Consider the following 23,502-nt stretch of genomic DNA (forward strand, 5'->3'; position numbering starts at 1 on the left):
CAAGCAAAGTTCGGGTGGTTGCGGTATCCCCTTTCGATCCTTGCTCTTGACCATTCCTCTGTTAACGGAAGGCCGCTCATGAATGAGCCTGTAGGCACAGGTGATCGGGTCCCTGTGGATGCGATTCACGATGCCCGAATTGACTGCTACTCCGTCATGACCCAGATGGCGATCGGCGATTATCTGCAGGTCGTCGCGAAGCCCCTTGCCAACCAAGGGGGGATCGAAGGACAACGCGCTGTCCTGGGCACGACAACGGCTCGTCGGATACGCGACCGTATGGTTTCGGACCTTGTGAAAGGGACGGTGCTACCGCCAATCGTCATCGGTGTTGTCGTCGACGGGTCCACATTCAAGGAGTTGCCACCCCCGGACTACGACGCTCTCCGCATGATTTTGACGAGCGTCCCCGGCGAGGCCGTTTCTATCATCGACGGAATGCAGCGTACCGCCGCTTTGCGCGCGGCAAGTGATAAGGATGAGTCAGTGCTCAGCCGGCCGATTCGAGTCGAGTTCTGGTTGACGGAGAGTGTGCGTGCTCTGATCTATCGCATGCTGGTGCTTAACACCGGCCAAGTGCCCTGGACCCTTGATCGTCAGATCGCCGTGGTGTTCGCATCGATGCTTGGAGAACTCCGGGAACGAGTACCCACGATTGAGAAGCTGATCACCCCGGATGAGCCGGGGCGCAGGGTGGGCGCCGCGCAACTAAGGTTCGACTCGATTGTCGAGATGTACATGGCGTTCTCCTTGCGGAAGGCAACGATAGACACCAAGGAGCAGGTCTCGGACGAGTTCTCCCGACTGGACTTTGTCGAGAACCTGGACGATGCCAACTTTCAGGATCAGTTCTACGAGGTGCTTCGCATGCTGGTCGATCTCGACAAGGCCTTCGCGCGCGCCACGTCAACTGATGATGCTGGGCTAAGCGGGCGCCAGGTGTTCGACAGGCAACCAGCGCGCATCGGATTCGCTGTTGCGCTCGGGATTAAGATCATCGGCCGTCCGGGCGAGGAACGCGATTCTGAGCAGAAAGCGTCCGCCTTGAATCGGCTCAAGTCCGAGCATGCAGCGTTTCTCGCCAAACTTGAGTCGCTGGATGATCAAGACCTCCGCGACTTCCTCCGCCTCGATGTTCTCGAGGAAGTCCTTGATAGGCGCGTTGGTCAAGTCGGGCGCTATGAACGCGGAGTCTTTCAAGAGGCCTTCAAAGTGCTCGTCGATGAGCACTTCGACGTGGTGTCTATGGAGATTTGCTGGCGGGCGGCATAGCGGTGTCACGCAGTGCCAAGGACACCGCAGCCACGATTTTCGGGAAGCTTGGTAAGTACGCCGCCGATCGCGGAACGTCGGTCCCCGACGGAGAACGCTACATTTTTCTCGATGAGACCGAGTACGACGTTCTCGTCGCGTCCAGACGGGTCGCGCACTTGAAGTTCGGACGAGCCCAAGCCGCCGCTCTCATCAAGGCACCGGCCGGCGAAGTGCTGGCGCTCGCGGGGTTCGATGCCGAGGGCTTGGCCCGGGCGGAGCGGATCAGAGAGGTCGACCTATCCCCCGGACTCGTGGTCGCGATGCTTGCCGACCTTGAGGTAGACCCTTCAGTCAGTCCCGCGCTGGTCCTCAACGTCGTTGCAGCAGGGAGCAAGGACGACGCCGAATATCAAGGTCATGATGTCGCCGACGTAATGAAGCTCTATCCACCTTTACGCATGTTGGAGATCGACGACGACGTGGCCGGCACACCGAACTTCCATGCCAACGTCCTCGCCGTCTGCGCGAAACAGGGCGCACATGGTAATGGGTGGATCGAACCGGACCTCGCGGAAGAGCTCGCGTTGCTCGCGGAGCAGCGGGTTGCCGGCCTTCCGTACGAGTTCCTGACCCGAGCGGTGCTCGACCTCAACCCATCTAATCTGTTTCTGGCTTTGTACCGCTGTCTAGAAGCTACCTATGCATACGCCAAGGCCACGGAATTGGCGAGCACTCTCGGGATAGATGGGTCTTGGGTTGACGTTGCGCGGGCACTTGGCGACACGCTCAGCTGGTACCCGCGCCATGATCAGTCGCTGGCCGCAGTGCTCGCGATGCCGACGGTTGACGCCACCGTCTCTATGTCAACCTGACTCAGGACCACTGTGACGGCTTGATTCGGGACCACCTCGGCGAGGAGGTGGTGGCGGTTGCGTCCACCAAGGTGGTGTACGAGTCGGGCCTGATGAGCGGTACCGGCGTGTCGTAGCCGAATGAATGAAGGTCATCGCGTGATTCTTCGAGAGACCGACCAAAGTCACTCGAGCAAAGGAATCGACGCGATGACCACTGCCCACGATATCGACCTGCCTATGGTGCTGGCGGAACGACTCACCACGACCCACCCCGACGTCCTGCGCGAGCTGTTGACCACGTTCATCCATACCCTGATGGGGGCCGAAGCTGACGCCTTGTGTGGAGCGGGTTATGCCCAGCGCAGCAGTGAACGGACCAACTCTCGCAATGGGTATCGGCACCGTGACTTCGATACTCGGGCGGGCACATTGGACCTGGCGATCCCCAAGTTGCGCCACGGTTCCTACTTCCCGGATTGGCTACTGGAACGCCGCAAACGGGCCGAGCGGGCGCTGACCACGGTGGTGGCCACCTGCTATCTGCTCGGAGTGTCGACGCGGCGGATGGACAAGCTCGTCGACAGCCTGGGCATCACTAGCCTGTCCAAGTCCCAAGTCAGCGTGATGGCCAAGGAACTTGACACCGCTGTGGAAGCGTTTCGGACCCGCCCGCTCGATGCCGGCCCGTATACGTTCCTGGCCGCTGATGCCCTGGTGCTCAAGGTCCGCGAAGGCGGGCGGGTGGTCAACGTGCACGCCTTGATCGCCGTGGGAGTCAACGTCGAGGGTTACCGCGAGATTCTGGGCATCGACGTCACCACTGCCGAAGACGGGGCCGGTTGGTTGACGTTTTTGCGCTCGCTGGCCGCGCGGGGCCTGTCGGGGGTCAAACTGGTCACCAGCGACGCGCACGCGGGTCTGGTCGCCGCGATCGGGGCCACCTTGCCCGGAGCGGCCTGGCAGCGGTGTCGCACGCACTACACGACCATTAACCGGCCCTCATGGCTGGAGTCAAGAAGGCAGGTCGGTCGAGGGGTCGCGGCGTAGGCGTTGAAGGTGTTGATCGAGGCTGGCCGCGACACGCTGGTGCCGGGCGGCTTCGTCGTGCCAGCCGCGGGCTTGGGCGTCGGCCTGCAGGGCGCGGATGTCGTTGAGTTGCGCATTGATCGTCGAGGTTCCCGCCGGGTCGGGGACGAAAAAGTCGCACTGTTCGCAGATATTGGCGTAGGGGCAAGGCCCGGCGGCTTGGGGGCGCGCGCAGAAGCCGTGCGCGAGTCGGGTTTTGAGCATCTCGGCGTGCAGCCAAGCGACTTTGTCCGGTATCGGCGGTGCGGCGTTGACGGCGGTCAGTGGGAGCAGTTGTCCGGCGCGGACCTTGTCCATCGCCACCTGGTAGGCACTGCGGATGGTAGGCGTGGCGAGTTTGGCGTAGCGTAGCGTCATCTCGGGCGTGACGTGACCCATGAGCGCCATCAGCGCGGGTAACCCGATGCCGCCATTGATCAGGCTGGTGCCGAAGGTATGCCTTAGCTGGTGTGGGGTGACGTGCAGCAGCTTTCCGTCGCGGCCGCGCAACTCGGCGGCGGCGACCGCGTCAATCAGGCCCTTGCGCAGCCGGAATGACGTTGGGCGGCAACCGTGCTCGACGAACAGGAACTCAGTTAGCCGACCGCCGCGGGGGTGGGGCAATGCGCGCTGGCGGCCCCGCTGGGTGATCCAGGCGTCGATCATCTGCACGATGTCCGGATCCAGCGGCACCATGCGTTCAGAGTTGAGCTTGCCGACCGGAACCCGTAGCCAGGTGCCATGCCCGGCGAAGTCCAGTAGGCAGTCCAGTTCCAAGTCGAGCAGTTCGCCGATGCGCATGCCGGTGGCTCGTAACAGCAGCAGGCCGGTACGCACGAGTGCGTCATCGAGGTTGGCGACGGCGGCCATCAGCGCACGGTCGGTGTCTGGGGTCAGTGCCCGGGGCAGCGCGTCGGGGGTGCGTGGGATGTCGGCGTAGAACAGCAGCCGCCGCGGCGGGGCTGATGGCCAGCCCCAGCCGGCGATGTCTTCGAAAAAGCAGCGCAGATCGACCACGTCTTGGTGGAACACGACCACGCCGATGGTGCGGTGCTCGCGGTTCTTGCCGCGCCACGGCCGGGTCCGTGCCCATGCCAGGTAGGGCTCAATGTGGCGGGTCCGTTCGATCTCCTCCAGTCGGGTCACCTCGGGGTGGTGCTCAGCGAGGTAGTCGAAGAACACCCGCAACGCCTTGGTCCGCCCGACCACTGTGTAGGGGCGCAGCGTGGTAGTGATCGTCTGCACGTAGCGGACGACCTCGACACGGATCAGTGGCTGGCGGACACCGGCGGCGTGCACGGGTGGCCCGACCGCCACCGGGCCGCTTTGCCGCGGCGGGGTGGTCAGGCTACCGAGCTGGTAGCAGGCCTGCTGCAAGCCGAACAGGCGGGTGCGGGCGTGGTGACGCGCCGAAACCGACAGCGCGGCCAATCCATCCAGTTGTCCAAGCACAGCGGCGAAGTCGTCCTCGGTCAGCTCCCGGACTCGCTTTCCCGCGTGCAGGCAGATCGTCGAGGCGGCCAGCAGCCCGACCTGCCGCCGCCAGTTGCTGCTCCAGCCCAGCACCGCAGCGGCTTCGGCGACCGCGGCCACGTTGTCCGGCTCGTGGGCGGCCCACTCCACCGGCAACCCACATCCGCCGGGTTTGGCCAACAACAACTCCACATCCGGGACCAAGTGCCGCTGCACGAAACACCACGAGATGAACGGCCAAGCTTTCAGCCGGTGCAAGTCGGTCAGCCGGGCCGGAGTGGGCCGACGCATCCACACTGCCAGATCGGGAAAGCGCTGCACGAAACGTCGTGCACTGCGATGCCGCGCGGACCGCTCACTCGCGCACAGCCGCATCGTGTCGACCTGCGCATCATAGGCGGCGATCAGCTCGGCTGCGCTGCGCACCGGTGCGCTATCAGCCGCAATGACCGCGACACTCACCACGGCGATTCCCTCCGCGCGGCGCTGTACTCGGCGGCCAGAGTCTCAGCCGACAGATGTACGTACTTTCCCGTCGTCTCGGGGCTGGCGTGCCCCATCAAATCCCGCAGCACCAGCAGATCGATCCCGGCCGCGGCCAATTGTGTGCCGTAGGTGTGCCGCAGCCGGTGAGGGCGCACCCGGGCCGCGCCCGAGCGAGCGCGGTGGGTGCGAAAGATCCGACGCATCCCCGCCTCAGTCAACGGCTGTCCTGCGGTCGGCCCGCGCAACACGACAAAGCACTGCTCGGTCGCGCAATCAGCTGGCCGCTCAAGCCGCAGATACGCAGCCAGTTCAGCGAAAAACGGCCGGTCCACCGGCACCACCCGTTCCCGGCTGCCCTTGCCGACTACCCGCACCTGCCGGCGCCCGACGTCCACCTCAGCCAACAGCAAACCGCGGACCTCGGCGGCACGTAATCCGCCCAGCAGCATCAGCAGCACCATCGCGCGGTCACGGTGGGAGGCCAGGTCGCTCAGGAATGCCTCAATCTCGGCCAGCTCAAGGCTTTCCGGCAGTAGCCGCTGCTGGCGCACCAGTCGCCCGCCCGGCCTTGAGTGGCGAGCCGGGATATGCCCCAGCATGCCCCTCCGCGCCCGAAGCCCACTGGTGCGTCGTGGCGCCGGCACCGGACTTTTCACCACCACGCCGGTGATCACCGCGAACTCAAACAGCCCCCGCACCGCAGCGATCCTCCGGTTCTGTGTTGCCGGGGCGGCACCCCGCCGCTCGGACAACCGCACCACCGTCGAACCCGCAGTGCGCTTGGGCTGAATCTGCCAGTCCAGATAGTCGAACAAGTCGCTCGGCCGCACCTGGGCCAGACCAACGCCCTGCCCAGCGAGGAACCGCAGGAAATTCAACGCGTCATACGCATATGCGCGCCGCGTAGCCCGGGCGAAGTTCCTGCCCTTCAGGTGTGCCAGAAAACGGTTCACCAGCTCGAGGTCGTCGTGCTGCCCACCGGCGACATCACCGGCAACGAAGAAGACATCTCCATCGCCAGCTACCCGAAGCCCCATCGGCACCTCCAACAGCCGAAGCCACCGACCTCCAGTGTCAGCACCCCGACGCCTTGCTGGTGGGACCCCGCACACACCGAGCGTGTCGCCCCGATGAGGGCCGGTTAACGGATAATCTGATGGCCGTCACGCCCAAAGCGTCGTGGCCGTGGGTCAAGACGCTTCTGCATTCGGTGTTCGATCAACCCGACGCTGAATCCGTTGCCGCCCAATATGATCGGATCATCGACGCGTTGGAAGACAAGTTGCCCAAGACCGCTGAACACCTTGAGGCCGCACGTGCAGACTTACTGGCATTCACGGCGTTTCCCAAGCAGATCTGGCGACAGATCTGGTCGAACAATCCCCAGGAGCGGCTCAATAAGGAAATCCGTCGCCGCACCGACGTCGTCGGCATCTTCCCCGACCGCACCGCCCTGATCCGCCTCGTCGGCGCCGTGCTCGCCGAACAACACGATGAATGGGCCGAATCCCGCCGCTACCTCGGCCTCGAAGTCCTCAGCAAATCACGCACCGACCAGACCCAGCCAACCCAACAGGAGGACACCCCCGCAGCACTGACCGCCTAAACAACTACGACGAAGAATCACACGACGACGTCGTACACCACGTCCCTGGACTTGACCGTGGTGGCTCAGGCGTCTTCGTAGGCTGTGATCGCGAGCTGCTACCGCGGGTATGGCTGAGCCGGTATGAGGTGGTGCCGGTTTCGATGATGGTGCCGTGGAAGGTGAGTCGGTCGACGATCGCGGCGCAGAGTCGGGGGTCGGTGAAGGTTTTGGTCCAGCCGGAGAAACTCTCGTTGGATGCGATGGCTACTGACGCCTTTTCCTCGCGTTCAGTGAGTACTTGGAACAGCAACTCCGCGCCCCGGCGGTCGAGTTCCATGTAGCCGAGTTCGTCGATACATAAAAGATCGACGCGGCCGTAGCGGGCGATCGTGCGGGCGAGTTGCTTTTCATCGGCGGCCTCGACGAGTTCGTTGACCAGTTTGGTCGCCAGTGTGTAGCGGACGCGGAAGCCTTGCTCGGCGGCGGCGGTGCCCACACCAATGAGCAGGTGGGACTTGCCGGTGCCCGAGTCGCCGATCAGGCAGAGCGGGTCGCCTCGGCGTATCCAATCGCCTTGGGCGACGGTATGTACGGTGGCGGCGTTGATGTTTGGGTTGGCGTCGAAATCGAAGTCGCCCAACCATTTCTGACGTGGAAACCCGGCCGCTGCGACTCGCCGCAAGGTGGATCGGCGGTCCCGGTCATCGCATTCGGCCAGGAGCAGTTCGGCGAGGAAGCCGTGGTAGGTGAGCTGTTCACGCTCGGCGACTTTCACTGCTTCGTCGATCACCGCACGCACGGTCGGCAACCGCAGGCGTCGGCATGCGGAATCGACGGCGGCTTGGGCCGCTTGTGGGGTCATCCCGCGTTGGCGGCGCAGGGTGTTGGTGACTTTCGTGGCCGTGCTCATGATCCAGTCGTTCCTTCCATTCCGTCACCGGGTGGCGGTGTTGGGGGTCTGCGTTGGAGCAGCTCGTCGTAGGCCGCGACGTCAGGCAGCGGCCGGGTGTCGGGTGGCAGGCCGGCGATCACGGTCGCTGGATCAGCCAGGCGGCGCTGGGTCAGACTGACGACCCGGTAATCGACGGTATTGGCATGGTTACCGGCGTGACGGTCTGATTCGAGACCACCACCGGCGGCATGCAGGCGTGCTTCGACCGCGACCACATCCGCTGAAACGGCACCGACCGACAGGGCGGCGTGGATCCCGGCGATCACATCGGTAGCGCGCATGCTGCGGTGCAGCAGCAGCACGTCGATTAGCGAGCGAGTCCCGCCAGCATCGCCGTCGACGCGGCGGGCCTGCTGCCAGAACGCCTCGTGCGCTGCGGTGAAAGTGCCGGCGGCGCGGGCCTGAGCAAGCGCGGTGGAGCCGGGCAACGCGCCGGGTTTGCAGTGCAACACCTCCAGATAGTGGTCGAGGTTGATCGATTGCCCGTTGCGGGTCGTGACGCGTTCATGGCGTGCGGCGATAGTGCGGCCGTCGAAGACGACCAACTCCGAGGCCCGCAGCGACACCCTGACTTTGCGTCCGATCAACCGGGCGGGAACCGAGTACTTCGCCGACCGCGCCGTGATCAGCGCCGACCGGTCCACCCGTGGATGCAGCACCAGCCCCGGGTCGAACCGCTCGGCAGGCAGAGCGGCGAGATGTTCTCGTTCGGTCTGGAAGTCCTGGCCCACGGTGTGCAGCCGGCCGGTGACCCGCCGATGATCCTCACGTGCTTCGCAGCGGCGGATGTAGTCGTTGAGCTCTGACAGCGAGTCCACTTCCGGCATGGGCGTGAGCCAGGTGCGGCGGAAACGTCCGATCTCGCCCTCGACTCCGCCTTTCTCGTGGGCGCCTTTCACTCCCGGCTGGCAGTAGAACGGGTCGAACCCGTAGAACGATCTGAACAGCACCCACCGGTCGTTCTCGACCCTGCCCCGACCGCGGCCGAACACCACCGAGGTGACCGCAGACTTCAAGTTGTCGTAGCGGATATGGCGCACCGGGATGCCGCCGATCACGTCGAATGCTTCGATGTGGCCTTCGAGGAACGCCTCCTGCGACTGAGTCGCATACACCCGATGGACTGCCTTGCCGGACATCGACATTCGGAAAACGAACATGTAGCAGCGGGTTCTGACACCAGCGAGGATGACGTGAACCTCGCCGAAATCAACCTCAGCTTCAGCGCCGGGCGGGTGTTCCTGCGGCACGAACGCTTCCTGCGCCTGCTTACCGGACTCGGCGATGATCTCCGCACGACGGACCCGGACATAGTCACGCACCGACGAATACGACACATCCTCAACGCCGTGTTCATCGGCCAGACGATTGCAAATCCTTGTCGCAGTGTGGCGTTGCTTGCGGGGCGCATCCAGATCGGTCCGCAGCATCGCATCAATCGCAGGTTTGAGCGGGCCCAGTTTCGGCGACTCCCGCACCGGTGTCTTCCGCCTCGGCGGCTCCGGATTCGCCAACGCGTGCCGGACCGTATCCCGGCCAACCTTGTACTTACGAGCAAGCGCCCGAATACCCAAACCCTCGACCCGGGCGTCCCTACGTATCTGGGCGAACAGCTCCACACGACTTCCCATCCGGAACCCTCCGACAGCGAGCCAATAATCGACACGCCAACCGTCGAGGGTGGTCCTGAATCAAACCGTCACAACACACCGGTCTGAAAGAAGGTGGTCCTGAATCAGGCCGTCACACCGGTCCTGAATCAAACTGTCATAGCCACCACCGACCTCGAAGCCTTGGCCCTCGCGTTCGGCCATGACGCGGATAGTGACACTGCGTCGATTCGCGTTGCCATGGGGTTGAGGGAGCTACGAAACAGTCTCGTTCACTACGGTCCGACGACCCGGCAAGTAGCCATCCCTAGCGACTGGAACGGGTTGTGCGCCCCGCTAGCCCGAGTCGTGGCCAGTGTCTTCGCGCACGCGTACGCGACTCCGGCACCAGCAGAGTAGCTATCCAGCTTCATCACGCGCACAACTGACGACGGTCGAGACCCCGAGCTCATCGTTCGCTGACAACACGTACCGGCGAGCGGATGCTTTGACTGAGGGAAGCGGTCAGGGAGTACCGATGCCGCCGCTGTTATACGGCTGGGCGTCTCCGGTGATGGGGAACCGGATGTCGCCGTTGGTCTGCTGTAGCCACATCACGCCATGGATGTGAAGCGCGATTTCCTGTGGGTCGTGGTCCGATGACGTTGCGTCGAGCACCGCTTCGCCCACGACGCAGGGTTTTCCTGCTTTGCGTAGCTGCCGGTCGATGGCTTCTACAACCCATATGAACCGCGGGAAGCGGGCCAGTCGGTATTCGGTTTGGATCGCCTCGGACGTGGTCCTGGCGGCTAGGTTGGCTTTGAAGTCGTTGGAGCGGATGGCGTAGGTGCGTAGGGCAAGCTGCTTGACGTTGATGAGGTCCTGCAGCGGAGTGAAGGGGAGGGGATCGCCCGCTGCGCTTGCAATTTGGTTCGAGGCGCTAAGCAGGAACTGCCCGCCTTTTCGCTCGGCCGCTTCGGGGGCTAGCCAGAGCTTGTCTGGTACAGGCACGTGCATGGTGCGCCACGGCCCGTAGGACTTGCCCGTACGTTGGTCCACGTCGTTGAGCACATCGTGGACGAGGAGGTAGGGGCCGGCTTGGTCGTCGTGGCGAATGAACTCGATCCAGCCGGGCTGTGGTTGGTTGGATCGGCGATAGCCACACAGAATGAAAGCGTGATTGTGGGTGCCGACCAGGATGGGGTTTCCGGAGTTCAGGTGCCGGCATGCGACAGCGACGATCCGATGGTCCCAAGTTCCAGCTAATTGAGGTGGGCCGGTGGGATCGGTTGATTGCCAAGGCAATTGCGGGCTGGGCAACTCGCCCACGAGGTAGTACATGGCGGGAATCTCAAATGTGCGAAATAGTTCGCTGAGTTGCATCACAGTGAGTCCGCCGGTCGGGAGCGCCCGGTTCGGTTGCAGGCTGGCGTCGGCCTTCAGAGAGAAGTCGGCTTTGGTGCGCCTGGGCGTGTCGCCACGCAGAACAGCAGTGAAGTGGCACATCCATGCGGCTGCCTGCGCGCAGGCGCCAAGTTGGGCGTCTTGCTGTGCGAACGGCACTCCACGAACCGGTAGTTGCTGCCCGAAGAAGTTCACGTATTCGGTCACCGACGTGCGGACCGCTGACTCAAGGTCTTCTGGGGGCTTAAGAAGAGCTCGAGACACCAAGCCTGTCGCTGCAGGGCGCACAACCACGTAGCCGATGTAGCCGTGATCGGCGTCTAGTCGCCACAGTGACTGTGATTCAAGGTGTTTGCTGAAGAAATGTAAGCGGTGGGCCGAGTCGGGGACATCAGCGAACTGGCGTGCGTAGTAGGCCGAGAATTCGCTGCGGTAATCGATGTCCAAATACCGGGTTTCGATCACAAGCGTTGCAGCTCCGTGCGAGCGTGCTACCTCAACGCAGCGCTGTAGTGGTAAGTCGTTGAGCGATCCTAGGTAGCGGGATAGCGCGGCGTCCCATTCAGCATTCGTGGTCGGGTGATGGACCTCGGCCGGATCTGGGTCGTTCCAGCCCGTCAGCTGCATAGTTTTTGCCTTCGGTCAGGCTAATCGCAAACTTGCCGAGGCGGTTTCAGCGTCCCGCCGAAGGTCGGCGAGCTTCGCGAGATCCTCGTTGAGCTTGTGTTTCTCACTGGCGCTGAGCAGATCGTTCGGATTGGAGGGCAGCTGAGCGGTCGTGTCGTTGGTGGACAGTTGCGGCAGCACTGCTTTAGACATCGGATTTTCCTTCTCCAGCTTGCGTTGTTCGAGCGTACGGCATGTAACCACGTGGGGCTGACATCTTTGTATCCGTGAGATGGCTTCGCCGCGGTGAGCTGGACTGGGCTGGATTGACCGAGTCGCGGCGTGACCTCACCGTTTCAGCCCACCACGAGACGCGGTCGAGCTCGGTGGCGTGCGATGAACGATTCCTTGGTGGGCAACCACAGCAGCACGAATACTCGGTAGGTGTTGCTGAACGACTGAACCTTCACCGTTGTCATCTCGGCATTGCGGTCGTTTAGGCCCCAGGAGAGGTTGATGTCAGTCGATCCTGGCAACCCCAGAGGGGCTAAAAAGCCATGCCTACTCGAATCTAACCGGGCGGGAAAGCGATTGGCCCCGTAGCGCTGCGTCCACGCTTTGGATTCCACCAGTTCGTAGCGGCGGTATGTCGGAGGAATGTCGATCAAAGGCTTGAGATCGATCACTAGCCCGCATACCGGACTGGCATTGCTCTCGATCCAGCGTCGAAAAGTTGCGTGGATCGAGGCGCCGAAAAGGGTGGATAACTGGACCGGCGTCGTGATGTCGATCGGATAGTCGCGCGCCATCCGCGTGAGCAGATCGAGCTGAAACAGCAGTTCAGCGCCTCCCTGGTTGGCTTCGCGTTCGAAGGTGAACTCAACACTGGGCAACAGCGTGCGTGTGGTGTCGCCCAGAACGAGTAAATCGCGTTGCCAGGGGAGTGCATCGTGCATCGCCTCGTGGCATCGCACAAACTGTCGCTGCGCTGGATGGTCAACCGACGGGCTGACGTGTAGCACCCGTTCCCGCCGGTCGAGTGCTCCGCGGATCTTTCGCCCTGCTGCACGCAGTATTTTGCGCAGCTCGCGGGGAGCTTGCGCGATCTTGCTCTCCGACAACACGTAGTCATCCGACTCGAGCAGTCCGCAGCTGGCGATGATGTCGTCTACGGGCGTCGGGAGCCGTTCGGCTACGTCCGCTTTACGCAGCACCGTTTGCGCGACTTCACGAATGTCGTCGAGGTTCTCCAACGGCCCGATCATGGTCCTCCAATGCTCATTAGCGTTGGTCCCGAAGCAGAGCAATGAACGCGGCGACTGCCTTGCGTTCCTCGTCGGACAGATCTGAGCTGCTCAAGGCATGGTCAAAGGTATTGGCGGCTAGAACGCCGCCCGCTTCGGGCACGACGTAGCCGGCCAACTCCATCAACACGGCATAAGGAATGTCGAGCACTGCCGAGAGTCGGTGAAGCACGTTCGGATTCGGTTGTTGAACGTCGCCGCCCTCCAGCTTCTGCAGATAGGCGATCGAGATTTTCGCCGGCTCAGCGACTGCCTTCAACGACAGTCCACGAATTCGTCGGACTTCGTGCAATCGATCGCCCAGCGGGTTGCCCATCTCGACCACCTTCTATTTATACCATGGTGGTGTTAATTCACCACAGTGTTGACAGGAGCCGTAGATTTCCACTACGGTGTAATTCTGATACCAGAGTAGGCGGTATCGCCTCGTGAAGAAAGGTCACCAGCATGACGACGCACGACACCCGGATACGATTTACGCTCGACAATCGCCAGTTCACGACGATCGACGGCGACCAAGAAGCAGCGTCCCTGCTGCGACTGGCTGGGCGTGACCCATCCCACTTCGACCTCGCCCGCGTCGATGACGAGGGCGACGAGACATTCTTCCGCGACAGCGACATCGTGCGGATCCACCCCGGCGACACCTTCGTCAGTCGGCCCGTGTTGCCCTTCACGATCGACGGCATGAGCTACACCACCCACGACGAGGACCAAGAGGTTGCCGCCTTGCTGCAGCTGGCCGGCGTTGACCCCGACAAGCACTACCTGGCGCGAGTTGGCGAAGCCACGCACCTTAATCCCGCCGAGCTGGTCACGATCCACGCTGGTGACGAGTTCGTCACCGTTCGCCACGCCAGTCCGGTGGCATAACGGTGACCGACGCTCGCCATGGTCCCGACCGGTTCCTGGCAGACCTCGCCGCCGCGGGAGTGCCAGGACACCGGGAGGGACCCGCCATCGTCTACACCGTCGTGCCGGCGACCGGATCACTGGCCGGGAGTCAGATCGACACCGCAGTCAGCCTAAGCGAGTTACAGTCGTGGCCCACCGTGGTCCCGCACTGGCTGCACTTCCGCGAAGCAATTACCTTCCCGCACACCAACACCGACACCAATGACTGCCTAGCTGGCTGGCTGCGGCACTCGCGTGATGTCGGGCATTGGGACACCTCCGCTCCACCCGCCCGAACTTGGCTAGCCCACGTTCGGGGGGTGCTCAGCATGGCGACGAAACAGGAGTAAACGATGAGGTACTCAGTAGCGATGACCGAGGCGGTAGCTGAACAAGCGCGTCAACATCTGTTACGGCCCGATGGACAAGAAGACGTCTGCTTGGCGACGTACACCGTCTCTACCGGCAAGCACCGAACGACGTACCTGGTGACCTCACTGGTGCTACCTAGAGCCGGCGATCGCCTGATCCACGGCAATGCCTCGTTCACCGGTCCGTACCTACTGCGCGGTGCCGCACACGTAGCCAATCAGGACTGCGGTCTGGTCATGTTGCACTCGCACCCGGGCGGAACAGGCTGGCAACGACTCAGCTCGACCGACTACGACACCGAACTCGGTTATGCCCACCTCGCCCACCAATACACCAGAGGTCCGCTACTCGGGATGACACTCGCCGGCACCGACAACACGTGGTCAGCGCGCCTATGGGAACCGGGGGAGACATCGCCACACTGGGCAGAGGCCGTTCGCGTCGTGGGACCCATGCTGAAACTGTCCTGGAACGACGACCTTCGACCGCCGCCACCTCGAACCCCAGCCCAGGTACGCACAGTGTCCGCCTGGCCGGCCTCCCAGGATTCCATTGCGCGCCTGCGTGTCCTGGTCGTCGGAGTCGGGAGCGTCGGCTTGGACGTAGCCCAAAGGCTCGCCGCCACTGGCATCACCGATATCGGCGTCATGGACTACGACATCGTCAAAGAACTGAACCGGGATCGGATGATCGGCGCCACCCGGGCAGACGCACGTCGACGCCGACTCAAGGTCGACGTCGCTTATCGCCAGATGCTCATCGCGGCAACAGCGCAACGACCGCAGTTCAGGCGTTACCCCATGAGCATCTGCACCCCCGAGGGGCTGGCTCACGCGCTGGACTACGACGTCATCGTCTCCTGCGTGGATCGCCCATGGCCGCGCGTGGTGCTCAATACCCTTGCTTACGCCGACCTGATCCCGGTGATCGACGGTGGCCTCACGCTGGCAGTCTTCCCCGATGGACACATGCGCACGGGCAGTTGGCGCGCCCACACTCTGGTTCCGGGACGGCCCTGCATGCTGTGCACCCGACAACTCAACCCGACCGACATCCAGCTCGATCGTCAAGGCCTACTTGATGATCCCAGTTACATCGAGCAGTCCGGCCGCGAGACGGACTCTGGGGCACCGAATGTCGCCGCCTACTCCGCGTCAGTCAGCGCGGCACTGCTCGCGCAGTTCGTCAGCCTGACCGTGCACCCCGGCCGCCGAGGTGTCCCATCACCACTTCAGTACGTGCTCTCAACTCACAGCTTGCACGCGCTAACCGACACCACTGGCCAGTTCTGCCAATACGAACTCGACACGGCGATCGGCGATGGCCGAACCCCCTTGTTACTGCCGGAAGAGCGCCACTCGGATGGCCCGAGACGTCCAACTTTCGGCTTGCGACGGCATCGGGCCAATGTGAGCTCGCCTTTACCGGCTGCAATGCGTTGGTTTCACTCCGCTTTTGGCCGAGTGTTGAGCTGGCGGCCATAGGATGAGGTAGCACAACAGTCGCCAGAGGGCTTGCCTCGGCGCGGGTCTCTCCGTGGCCGTTCCGTGCGCCGAGCGGTCGGCAGCAGCGTTCGCCCTACTTGCTTTTCGCCAAGCATCCCGCCTGGATCAAGCGCCAGCACGCCAGCGCACTCGAACAGGAGTACATCCATAGTTTGGCCGACGCCATGCAGTGGGCCTTTCACGACGCTGCCCCCGGTCTTGAGCCCACGTGCGCTGGAATGGCTGACTTCAACGCAACGGAGTGACCAACGGCCGTGACACCATCTTCGCGGCACCTAACACAACTAAGTGCCGCTTCGGTGGTCGCTATCCGGATCGCGGATGTCGTGCCCGACTCGGTCTTGGTCCACGTTCCAGTCGGAATCCTTTGGTCCATTGAATAATTCGGCTATGTCAGACCATGCCCGCCACTCGCGTGATGTCGGAGGCGTTTCGGACGCCACGTCCCCGCCTCCTTCTGTAGCCCATGACTGCCTCAACCGATACCCAGAGTAGCGGCGTAGGTCACGGCAATGCCAACGTCGCGCCGGTGACGGGTTTCGGAACCTGGACCACGAAGTCGGCGACACCCCGAATACTGTTGTGCAGGTATGGCATCTGGTAGACGACGACGTCGAAGTCCCCGTCGAACGGGTTGCCGGACCGCCGGACTTACGCTTCGAAGGACTCGCCGTTGGCCTTGTCAGGCATCTGCACGATCTTCTTGCCCTGCAGGGCGTAGTCGTCCAGGCACTGCCGCTCGGGCTGGTAATCCCTTGGTGCACAACAAGTCTGCGAAGGATCCGAACACCGACTCCGGCCGCACCATGATCCCGTCGTCCACCCGGCCGCGCAAGGTCAGATAGTGCGGGCAGTCAAGCCACGCCGTCACCTTCGACGGCGTGAGAACGCGCTGCGAGAAGTGGGTCCGGAACAATGGCGCTTCCTGTACAGCAAGGCCTCCCAATGTCTCCACTTCCAACTCATCGCAGCGCCAGACGCAGGCTGACAACGGATACGACACCGCCGATCCGATTGACAGCCTGATTGGGTCCCGCGTGCGCCGCGACGCATGGTGGTTCAAGCAATGGCTGCCGAACGGGGCCTTTCTCTACGGCTGCAGAGCTAGGCTGTGTCGATACGGGGATCGGCGGACAGCAAACACCCCTGCGCCGCTGCGTCTACTCGGCATCGAAGATCGCTGACACACGTTCGCATACGGTCTGCCATTCGCGATCGAGCACACCAAGGATGTCTTGTTCGACTTTTGCCTGATTGTCCTCTCCGAACCATGAATTCTGCCGCCGCGCGACCCGGTCGCGGTAGCCGGCCCCCAGACCCCACTCGCCGCTCAGTTGCGCCCAAAGCACCTGTGCTCGCTGAAGTTCCACGGTGTATAGGGCGCCCCCCGCCACCTGCATTTTCTTGAGCAGTTCGTCATAGGACTGATCCATAAGGCGAAGCGCTTGGGTGAGAAGTTCGGATGCCTCGGGATGAGTGCTGAGCAAGTTGCTGCAGATCCCTTTGAACTCCGTCCTCCAATCGCGGAGCGAGGCAACTGCCACACGCCGAGCGCCGAAGCCGAGTTGATGCGAGTAGCTCAGTGAGTACCATTCGCCTTCGCGCTTGATAGCTGCGTTGAGCGTGCTTGCGTGCGCCTGGCGAATTTCTGCCATCAGCAAGTCATGTACGTGACCGGTAACCGGAGGAGGATCGACGTGGTTTCGGAGCCAAGTCTCGACTTGTCGGCTTGCCTCACGTTGAACCTCGATGACCTGCTGCATATCAACGTTCGCCAGTAGTTCGTTCGCGCTGGTAATGACGGCCCGAAGGTCGCGGCGGAAGCCGTCACGCGTGCTCTCCACCCGCTCAAAGACGAATGACTTCAGCCGCTGTGGATCATCCGAAAAGGAGTTAAAGAACTCGATGGGAAGTTCTTCCATGTCGTATGGCGATAGGGCGGTTCGCACCTGTTCCCCCTTGAGTTCGTATCCCTCCTCGTCAGATTCGGCGCGAATGCCGGCTTCGTCTTTTACCGCAAGCGCTTCGCTAGGGCGCGCCAGAATGAGAACTCCCGCATGTGAGTCGACTTGCGGATTTCCGATCGCGCGCGCTCGCTCGAGGAGATGTTGGACCGACTGCTCTGGGGCGTCGTTGAAGCCTGAGCACAAAACTGACACCGTGTGGCTGTCGAGAAGGTGCTCCTCCAGATCGGCCCGTGCAATCAGCTGATCTATTCCCCGGGTGTCGACGATATCGATCGTGAGCTCGCCGGCATCCATCAGCTCCGGAACGATGAGGTCGACACGCCGAGGAAGCGAGAACTCGGCGTGACGCCCGTTGTTGATCTGCTCGAAAGTTTCTCTCAGCCACTCCAGCGGTCGCTTGGATGACGTGGGTTCGAACCAAATCTCCCGGCGGTCACGACGCGGCAACTCCATCAAAGACAGAATCTCGACGACTAAATCTCGCGACGAAGGCAGCTGTGCCGCGAGATCCTTCGCAGGGTCCATACGAACAGGCTTGCCGTTCTCGTCTTTTCGTCGGCGCACCCTTAGTCCGCTCATGTTCCTGATAGCCCGCTCGATCTCCCGAGGAACAGAATGCAGAGTGTCACCATCGCCAGCACCGGCCTCTGACTCATCCATGCCGCGCCGCAACTGGTCGGCAAAGTCGGCGACATCAGCGCGGATTTCCTCTGTCGTCCGCGGCGTGACGATAACCCCGTACTCTGGGCCGGCTTTGAGACTCACCTCGCAGACGGTGACGCCGCCGCCGCCCGTTTCGAGCACCGGAGCCGACTGCCCGTCTCCCGTGTCAACTTCGAGCCCCGTCGCCTTGCAGATGGCGGTGGACTTGCCGATGCCGATCGCACCGAGAAATGCAACGTTGTGCTGTCGCCGGCGAATTCGTTGAGCGGTCCGTCGGATGTCGGCCTGGTATTCATTTATGCGCTTGAGGAAGGCCGGCCGGATTTCTTCGTCGGAAGCCTGCGCGTCGAGTTCTTCCATCACCTGTTCGGCATCCCACAGAAGTTGGTGGTCCGCGTGGTCAAGCGGCGGGGCCGGGAGGTGCTTCCACTGCCTCGTTACGATTCCAGCCAGTGCTGCGGCCTCCGGTGTCCCGATAGCGGACAGGACGTCGGCAAGTTCGCCATCCGCGAGTTCGCGTTCCCCCGCCTCGACTCTCGACAACACGGCCGGACTCCAAGTAACCCGTCGTGCCAATTCGGACTGCTTCAGCCCTGACTTCTCACGCAACTGAGCAATTCGACGCCCGAGGGCGTTCGCGCCAACGTCTGTAGTGCTCACCAATACACCCCATCTACTTGATAGCTTGCAACAAGCAAGCAGCAAGCTTTCGCGTTAAGCAAGAGTTGATAGCGAAACGTTTCATGTGCTGAGCGTGAGGTGCACCGTCCCTATGGCCTGCGCAGAGCGGTGGGCGCCGCCGGACCGTGCCGCACCGATGTCGTGGGGCCATCGGTGCGGTGCGGTCGACCTGATCGGAGCGCTCATTACAGGTCCGATGCACGACCCGGCCACCATGGGCCCTAGTCGGCCCAGGGGCGGCCACTCCAGTCCGACGGCACGTGCGCGGTGATCCGATCGGTGAGTAGGTCGCGCTGGGGCTCGGTGTCCTCGATGGCGTAGGCCGGCACGAACACCTCGCCGTCCGCGCCGGACAGGTGCAGCCATTCCGGTGAGCTCGCGGTCGTAACCGGGGTGATCTGGCCGCGCTCGTTGGTGGTGGACGAGGTCGGAGATCACCGTGACCCCGGGCGGCGGAATTCTCACTAATCCCGGCGCGCGCCGCGGCCGGCTTGAGACCAGCACGGCCGATAGCCGTCTGGCGGTGGGCGCCGCCTGGTCGACCCCTTGGGGTGCGGTGCCGAGGTGCTCCTTGTCCGTCTCGCAACCTTGTCACTCCTGCAGGCGAGACTGGCGCGTATGACGGATACCGAACGACAGTGGCGGCATATCTGCGAAGTGTGCGGGGTGGAGGAGATCCTGACCCCGGCCGAAGCGTTCGATCTCGGGTGGGACTATCCGCCGCGCATGGGCCAGTTCGGTGTCGTCGGGCCCCGATGTTGTCCTCGATGTCCGAACGTGAGAACGGGGTGGTGGGCTCTGGCGATCGATGGCTACACCGAGGACATGCTGACCGACATGCAGTGGGCTACCGTCAGGCGTATCGCCGGTGAACCGGACTCAGTTGCTGTGGTTGATGATTGAACGGAATCGTCAGATCTGGCGACGAACGAAGCTGCGTGTCTGTGTCCCGTCCTAGCTCTCGCCGTTGTCGATGCGTCAGAGCCGGCGACACGCGCGCAAAATGCTGTTTGCGAAGAGTTCTCCGAAGCCGTAGTTGGATGTTCTGATCTGCATTGTCGAGTCCCGTGCGCAGGAACTAACGGCGGTCGCGAGTTCGATGAACCCTAACGCGTTGCTTGCTCATATTCGGTCGAAATATGTTATTCAGCAACGAGTATGCGCACAGAGCGCGCACATAGAGTGGAACCATGACCTGAACCGGGGCCATCCTCACTGCCACGGCGCCTAGCTTTCGAAGTTTACCACATACGGTGAACGTTTACACCGATTGTTGCGAGAAGCCCTCAACAGCAACGTTTTCAGCGTGACAGGTCGGTTAATCTACGGCCGGGAATCTCTCGACAAATCTCCGGGACTCGATGGGAGCTGCGATGGGCAGGCCACGGAACGGGCGCGCCTTTCACGGGTGCGAGTCGAGTTCAGCTTGCCACCGGCAATCGCCGAAGCCGTCTACACGTACGCGGACTACGCCGACATCACGTTGTCGCAGGCCGGCAGTGAACTCCTGAAGCTGGCGCTGAGCCAGAGGGGAATCGATCGTGGGGAGCCTATCGACAATCTACTGAATCCTGTTGTACCCGGCCCGAAGTCGGGAGGCCAACCGATCATCTAGCTTACGTGCGATAACGGCAGTTCCCGCGGCATATGCCGCCCAGAAACGCCGAAAGCCGGGCGGCAACCCGGCTTTCAGACCAACAAAGAGTTCTGAGGCTCTTCTAAACCTCCAAGGAGGACTGTGTTCATTTCAGCGTGCCCACGCACGATTGTCAACCAACCACGCTGCGCGATCGGCAGTGGTCGCTGATGGCCCGATTCAAGAAGTTCACCACGGCGGATGCGTCGGTGACGGTTCCTCACGAGGCACCGCCCGAGCCGCTCCTGGAAGCTGCATCGGCGTTCATGCAACGCGCCGCCCTGACGCCGGTGCCGGAGCCGGGTCCCGATCTCGAGAAGCGCATGGCCACGCTCACCACGATCACGATCCGTTACCCGGACCCCGAGATCGCCAGGGAAGCGGTTCTGGAGGCCGCCAAGGTCCAATGCATGACTGAGTTCACCACCGCAGCGACCGACAAGAAGTCGTGCGCTGAGGTGGCAAGGCATCTGGCCTGGGCCGCAGTCGGTGGCGTCGTCGACGCCAAGAGAGCCCTCAAACGCGGACCTGTCGACGAGCGACTGGAGGTCACCGGAGCGCAGAGCCCCCGAGGTCATCGGCAAGTCCGTCACGTCCTCTACACCGCGGGACGCTTGTTCCATCCCCGGGAGTACCCGCCAGAGCGGGTAACGCCGGTGGCGCGGACGAAGCGGAAGGCAGCCAGTTACGACGAGATCCGCTCCTTCTACAGGGTCGTCTGGGAACTGCCCACCCCGCTGGGGATGCGAGCGCTGGCGTTGGCGGATCTGAGCTACGGCGTCGGTGCCCGCGCGGCCGACTTCAAGGTCCTGCGCGGAACGGCGATTACGACCGTGCGCTCACATGGCCGCGCGATCTGCGTCGTCGCCCTGCCTAACACCGCCGGCGGTGCACGGCAGGTACCGGTCCTGGAACCCGGCATCAACTCCCGGCTCATCGAATTGGCAGCCCGAGTCGGCGACGGCCTAGTGCTGGCCCCTAACGCCGAGTTCGCTGAACGCAACATCGTGAATCGCATCAGCGAGAAGCTGACCAACAAGGGATATCCACCCGTCAGAGCGGCGGCGCTGCGCAACCGGTGGATTCTCGATATGGCCGAACGACGCATACCCACGGCGATGCTGTTGCAGCTAGCGGATGTTGCGGACCTGAGAGTGTTGAGTGATCTACGAAAGGAACTGCCGCACTTCAAAATCCGGCACGCGATCACCATCCAGCAGGAGAGCCTGCGATGATCGCCGCACGCAAACCTGAGTGCATCATCGCCGACGACCTCTTCAACTACGCCCGCCACTTGGTGTGGGAATCCGGGGTAGCCGAACTCATCGACGGTCAACACCCCCATCGTCGTGAGGCGGTCGGACGACGCCGACAAGGCATCGCCTATACGACCACCGCGGTTCTGGTCTCGCTTCTGATCAGGGTCATTATGAAACGCCCTCCCACACTGACGGGCATCCTGCAGACGATGACGGAGCTCACCGCGGCCCAACTCACCACAGTCGGCATGCACGACCAGGATTGCTCGCGGATCTGGCGACAACACCATGCCGAGTACAAGCGCTTCACCGCCTGGTGGACACGCAGACTCAGGCCTTTCGATTCCTGGGCTGACCTGCCGGCCCGGCGCATGACCAATGCCCAGTATCACGCCCGCCTCAAAAAGCGCACCGACGAGCAACGCGAGCATGCTGAACGCGCCGCACGACTTGTGCACCTGGCCATCAACCGCCTCGTTGCGGCGTCCGTGGAGGTCAAGAACCCCGAAGGCTGCCGGGGAGACCTCGTCGTCGACGGCACCCTCTACCTCGTCGCCAAACAAGACGGCACGATCGGCGTCGCCGACGACAAGATGCGCGGCGCCGTACCGAGTGCGAACTACCACGTGCGCGACCGCAAGGCTGCGGCCAGCGACGGCACAGGCGCCACCTGCCAGGTCACCTATGCGGGGATGACCCTGGAAATGACCGCACTGACCCGCATCGGTAGACCCACGGCGATGCACGCCGTGGGCCCGGTCTTCGTCGGCATCGCCATCCACTACGGAACCTCAGGAAGCCCGGAAGGCATGGCCGATGCGCTCGAACAGGCAGAGGCCAACGGCCTGACCGGACGTCCCAAAGGTGCCCGGGCTAGGTGGCCCTTCATGACATCGGACATGGCCTACAACACGAAGGACAAGACTGCCGACATCCTGCTCGAACGTCGATACAACTTCGTCGGCCGGTTCCCCAAGGGCTGGGGGATCGAATGCCCCTCGACGAAACCTGCCGGGGCGCCCGCCTCCGAGCCCGAACCGGGCGCTCTCCAATGGGCCGGGGCGTTCTTCTGCCCCGCCGTCCTGGCGAAGATCAAAGGCCACAGCGCACCGAAGATGGAGCACCTTCTAAGCAACGATCAGTTCCGCCTCCACGACAAGCGGTTGCGGCGCATCCTGCCCTACCTCATGGGCTACAACTCACGGCCCTTCTACGCGCAAGGCGGGCACGGCAGGCCTGTTCTGGGTCGCTCACGCAAGCAGGTGGTGAAGGTCAAACTGGTCTGTCCGGCGGCGCTGGGGAACGTCACCTGTCCACTCAAACCCGAATCCATGCAGTACGGCCGTCGCGGAGTCCCGGTCGCGGAGCCGACCTGGCAGGCCCACGAACGTGGATGCTGCGCCAAGTCCAGCGTCATGGTCACCCTCACCCCGGACCAGTTCAAGCGCGCGCAATGGGATCTGGTACCCGGGAGCTGGGAACACGCGGTGTACTTCGAGGCAGCTCGCGCGCTGACCGAGCAGCGGTTCAGCCATCTCAAGTCCGCCCACGTGACGGGGCTGAGGCAGCTCACCGACGGGCCGCGACGCGACCCGATGATCAAGCTGATCCTGGCTATGGCCGTCATCGCCTCCAACCGGGAAAGCCAAACAAACTTCGACCCCGCCAAAGTCAGGGAAGAGTCCATCGACATTCGGATGCGTCAGCTCGCCGCCGACCTCGGCCACGAACCCGCCCGCACACCCCCACGAACCTAAAAGCAACTCCGCACGATGGACCGCGCCCAACCAGCGCGGTCCATCGTCATGTCCGCAGCCGGAGAAAGTCGATGGAATGAAACGTCGCGATTTCACCGAACCGCCACAGAACGCCCGCTGCCAGTGGAAACGTCAGGTGCATAGTTTGCGAGGAGGAGCGCTGATGCCACCAGGCGCGACTGAACGAAGGCCA

18 protein-coding genes and 2 pseudogenes are annotated in these 23,502 nt (G+C 62.8%); 10 read left to right on the plus strand and 10 right to left on the minus strand.

Features of this window, described 5'->3' with window-relative positions; translation table 11 throughout:
* The first annotated feature begins 114 nt into the window (after window positions 1-114).
* From QXH22_RS12175 to QXH22_RS12185, 3 genes and pseudogenes are all read left to right on the plus strand, one after another.
* A complete protein-coding gene (locus tag QXH22_RS12175) occupies window positions 115-1,272 on the plus strand; it encodes a hypothetical protein (RefSeq protein WP_306275680.1) in 1,158 nt (385 codons plus the stop codon).
* A gap of 2 nt (window positions 1,273-1,274) precedes the next feature.
* A complete protein-coding gene (locus QXH22_RS12180; protein WP_306275681.1) occupies window positions 1,275-2,126 on the plus strand; it encodes a hypothetical protein in 852 nt (283 codons plus the stop codon).
* Between the two features lie 189 nt (window positions 2,127-2,315).
* Window positions 2,316-3,113, plus strand: a pseudogene (locus tag QXH22_RS12185) (IS256 family transposase); the annotation flags it as partial.
* A gap of 6 nt (window positions 3,114-3,119) precedes the next feature.
* Here the strand turns inward: QXH22_RS12185 and QXH22_RS12190 are convergent.
* Both QXH22_RS12190 and QXH22_RS12195 read right to left on the minus strand, forming a co-directional pair.
* Complete coding sequence (locus QXH22_RS12190; RefSeq protein WP_142283785.1) at window positions 3,120-5,108, minus strand: tyrosine-type recombinase/integrase; 1,989 nt, start codon at window positions 5,106-5,108, stop codon at window positions 3,120-3,122.
* Complete coding sequence (locus QXH22_RS12195; protein WP_069435145.1) at window positions 5,105-6,169, minus strand: tyrosine-type recombinase/integrase; 1,065 nt, start codon at window positions 6,167-6,169, stop codon at window positions 5,105-5,107. The genes QXH22_RS12190 and QXH22_RS12195 overlap by 4 nt, the downstream gene beginning before the upstream one ends.
* A 113-nt stretch (window positions 6,170-6,282) precedes the next feature.
* On the opposite strand from QXH22_RS12195, the pseudogene QXH22_RS12200 reads away from it, so the two are divergent.
* A pseudogene (locus tag QXH22_RS12200) lies at window positions 6,283-6,738 on the plus strand (transposase); the annotation flags it as partial.
* Between the two features lie 4 nt (window positions 6,739-6,742).
* Here the strand turns inward: QXH22_RS12200 and istB are convergent.
* The 7 genes from istB to QXH22_RS12235 form a co-directional block, all read right to left on the minus strand.
* Window positions 6,743-7,630, minus strand: coding sequence for an IS21-like element helper ATPase IstB (gene istB / locus QXH22_RS12205; protein ID WP_306275682.1), 888 nt, complete (start codon window positions 7,628-7,630; stop codon window positions 6,743-6,745).
* Complete coding sequence (gene istA / locus QXH22_RS12210; protein ID WP_055578112.1) at window positions 7,627-9,303, minus strand: IS21 family transposase; 1,677 nt, start codon at window positions 9,301-9,303, stop codon at window positions 7,627-7,629. The genes istB and istA overlap by 4 nt, the downstream gene beginning before the upstream one ends.
* A gap of 60 nt (window positions 9,304-9,363) precedes the next feature.
* Window positions 9,364-9,486: a hypothetical protein gene (locus tag QXH22_RS12215; protein ID WP_306275683.1), complete on the minus strand. Its 123-nt coding sequence runs from the start codon at window positions 9,484-9,486 to the stop codon at window positions 9,364-9,366.
* A 300-nt stretch (window positions 9,487-9,786) separates the two neighbouring features.
* Window positions 9,787-11,292: a hypothetical protein gene (locus QXH22_RS12220; RefSeq protein ID WP_306275684.1), complete on the minus strand. Its 1,506-nt coding sequence runs from the start codon at window positions 11,290-11,292 to the stop codon at window positions 9,787-9,789.
* Window positions 11,293-11,307: 15 nt separating this feature from the next.
* Entirely contained in the window at window positions 11,308-11,484 is a 177-nt protein-coding gene (locus tag QXH22_RS12225) for a hypothetical protein (protein WP_175364515.1), read from the minus strand.
* A 143-nt stretch (window positions 11,485-11,627) separates the two neighbouring features.
* Window positions 11,628-12,524: an ImmA/IrrE family metallo-endopeptidase gene (locus QXH22_RS12230; RefSeq protein ID WP_306275685.1), complete on the minus strand. Its 897-nt coding sequence runs from the start codon at window positions 12,522-12,524 to the stop codon at window positions 11,628-11,630.
* Window positions 12,525-12,552: 28 nt separating this feature from the next.
* The gene (locus QXH22_RS12235) at window positions 12,553-12,891 is read right to left on the minus strand and encodes a helix-turn-helix domain-containing protein (RefSeq protein WP_306275686.1); all 339 of its coding nucleotides are present in this window, start codon (window positions 12,889-12,891) and stop codon (window positions 12,553-12,555) included.
* A gap of 131 nt (window positions 12,892-13,022) precedes the next feature.
* On the opposite strand from QXH22_RS12235, the gene QXH22_RS12240 reads away from it, so the two are divergent.
* Genes QXH22_RS12240 through QXH22_RS12250 form a run of 3 tightly spaced genes read left to right on the plus strand, consistent with a single transcriptional unit; the run spans window position 13,023 to window position 15,325 of the window.
* Window positions 13,023-13,448, plus strand: a complete 426-nt coding sequence (locus QXH22_RS12240) for a hypothetical protein (RefSeq protein ID WP_306275687.1) — start codon at window positions 13,023-13,025, stop codon at window positions 13,446-13,448.
* A 2-nt stretch (window positions 13,449-13,450) separates the two neighbouring features.
* Window positions 13,451-13,819, plus strand: a complete 369-nt coding sequence (locus QXH22_RS12245; protein ID WP_306275688.1) for a hypothetical protein — start codon at window positions 13,451-13,453, stop codon at window positions 13,817-13,819.
* A 3-nt stretch (window positions 13,820-13,822) separates the two neighbouring features.
* Complete coding sequence (locus QXH22_RS12250) at window positions 13,823-15,325, plus strand: ThiF family adenylyltransferase (protein WP_306275689.1); 1,503 nt, start codon at window positions 13,823-13,825, stop codon at window positions 15,323-15,325.
* Window positions 15,326-16,506: 1,181 nt separating this feature from the next.
* On the opposite strand, the gene QXH22_RS12255 is transcribed toward QXH22_RS12250, so the two are convergent.
* Window positions 16,507-18,636, minus strand: a complete 2,130-nt coding sequence (locus QXH22_RS12255) for a helix-turn-helix domain-containing protein (protein ID WP_306275690.1) — start codon at window positions 18,634-18,636, stop codon at window positions 16,507-16,509.
* Window positions 18,637-19,275: 639 nt separating this feature from the next.
* Here QXH22_RS12255 and QXH22_RS12260 point away from each other — a divergent pair.
* The 3 genes from QXH22_RS12260 (at window position 19,276) to QXH22_RS12270 (ending at window position 23,309) form a co-directional block, all read left to right on the plus strand.
* Window positions 19,276-19,560, plus strand: coding sequence for a hypothetical protein (locus QXH22_RS12260; RefSeq protein WP_306275691.1), 285 nt, complete (start codon window positions 19,276-19,278; stop codon window positions 19,558-19,560).
* An 849-nt stretch (window positions 19,561-20,409) separates the two neighbouring features.
* Window positions 20,410-21,528 carry a hypothetical protein gene (locus QXH22_RS12265; RefSeq protein WP_306275692.1) on the plus strand — a complete coding sequence of 373 codons (1,119 nt, stop codon included), beginning with the start codon at window positions 20,410-20,412 and terminating at the stop codon, window positions 21,526-21,528.
* Window positions 21,525-23,309: a hypothetical protein gene (locus QXH22_RS12270; RefSeq protein WP_306275693.1), complete on the plus strand. Its 1,785-nt coding sequence runs from the start codon at window positions 21,525-21,527 to the stop codon at window positions 23,307-23,309. The genes QXH22_RS12265 and QXH22_RS12270 overlap by 4 nt, the downstream gene beginning before the upstream one ends.
* Window positions 23,310-23,502: the final 193 nt, after the last annotated feature.

This window comes from Mycobacterium sp. TY814, from assembly GCF_030755175.1.
Classification (GTDB): domain Bacteria; phylum Actinomycetota; class Actinomycetes; order Mycobacteriales; family Mycobacteriaceae; genus Mycobacterium.

Bases quoted from the DNA above. Each gene is read 5' to 3' on its own strand.
- QXH22_RS12195 (WP_069435145.1), bottom strand. From the start codon at position 6,169: ATGGGGCTTCGGGTAGCTGGCGATGGAGATGTCTTCTTCGTTGCCGGT.
- QXH22_RS12270 (WP_306275693.1), top strand. From the start codon at position 21,525: ATGATCGCCGCACGCAAACCTGAGTGCATCATCGCCGACGACCTCTTC.
- QXH22_RS12250 (WP_306275689.1), top strand. From the start codon at position 13,823: ATGAGGTACTCAGTAGCGATGACCGAGGCGGTAGCTGAACAAGCGCGT.
- QXH22_RS12235 (WP_306275686.1), bottom strand. From the start codon at position 12,891: ATGGGCAACCCGCTGGGCGATCGATTGCACGAAGTCCGACGAATTCGT.
- QXH22_RS12240 (WP_306275687.1), top strand. From the start codon at position 13,023: ATGACGACGCACGACACCCGGATACGATTTACGCTCGACAATCGCCAG.
- QXH22_RS12215 (WP_306275683.1), bottom strand. From the start codon at position 9,486: ATGGCCGAACGCGAGGGCCAAGGCTTCGAGGTCGGTGGTGGCTATGAC.
- istB (WP_306275682.1), bottom strand. From the start codon at position 7,630: ATGAGCACGGCCACGAAAGTCACCAACACCCTGCGCCGCCAACGCGGG.
- QXH22_RS12220 (WP_306275684.1), bottom strand. From the start codon at position 11,292: ATGCAGCTGACGGGCTGGAACGACCCAGATCCGGCCGAGGTCCATCAC.
- QXH22_RS12225 (WP_175364515.1), bottom strand. From the start codon at position 11,484: ATGTCTAAAGCAGTGCTGCCGCAACTGTCCACCAACGACACGACCGCT.
- QXH22_RS12260 (WP_306275691.1), top strand. From the start codon at position 19,276: ATGACGGATACCGAACGACAGTGGCGGCATATCTGCGAAGTGTGCGGG.
- istA (WP_055578112.1), bottom strand. From the start codon at position 9,303: ATGGGAAGTCGTGTGGAGCTGTTCGCCCAGATACGTAGGGACGCCCGG.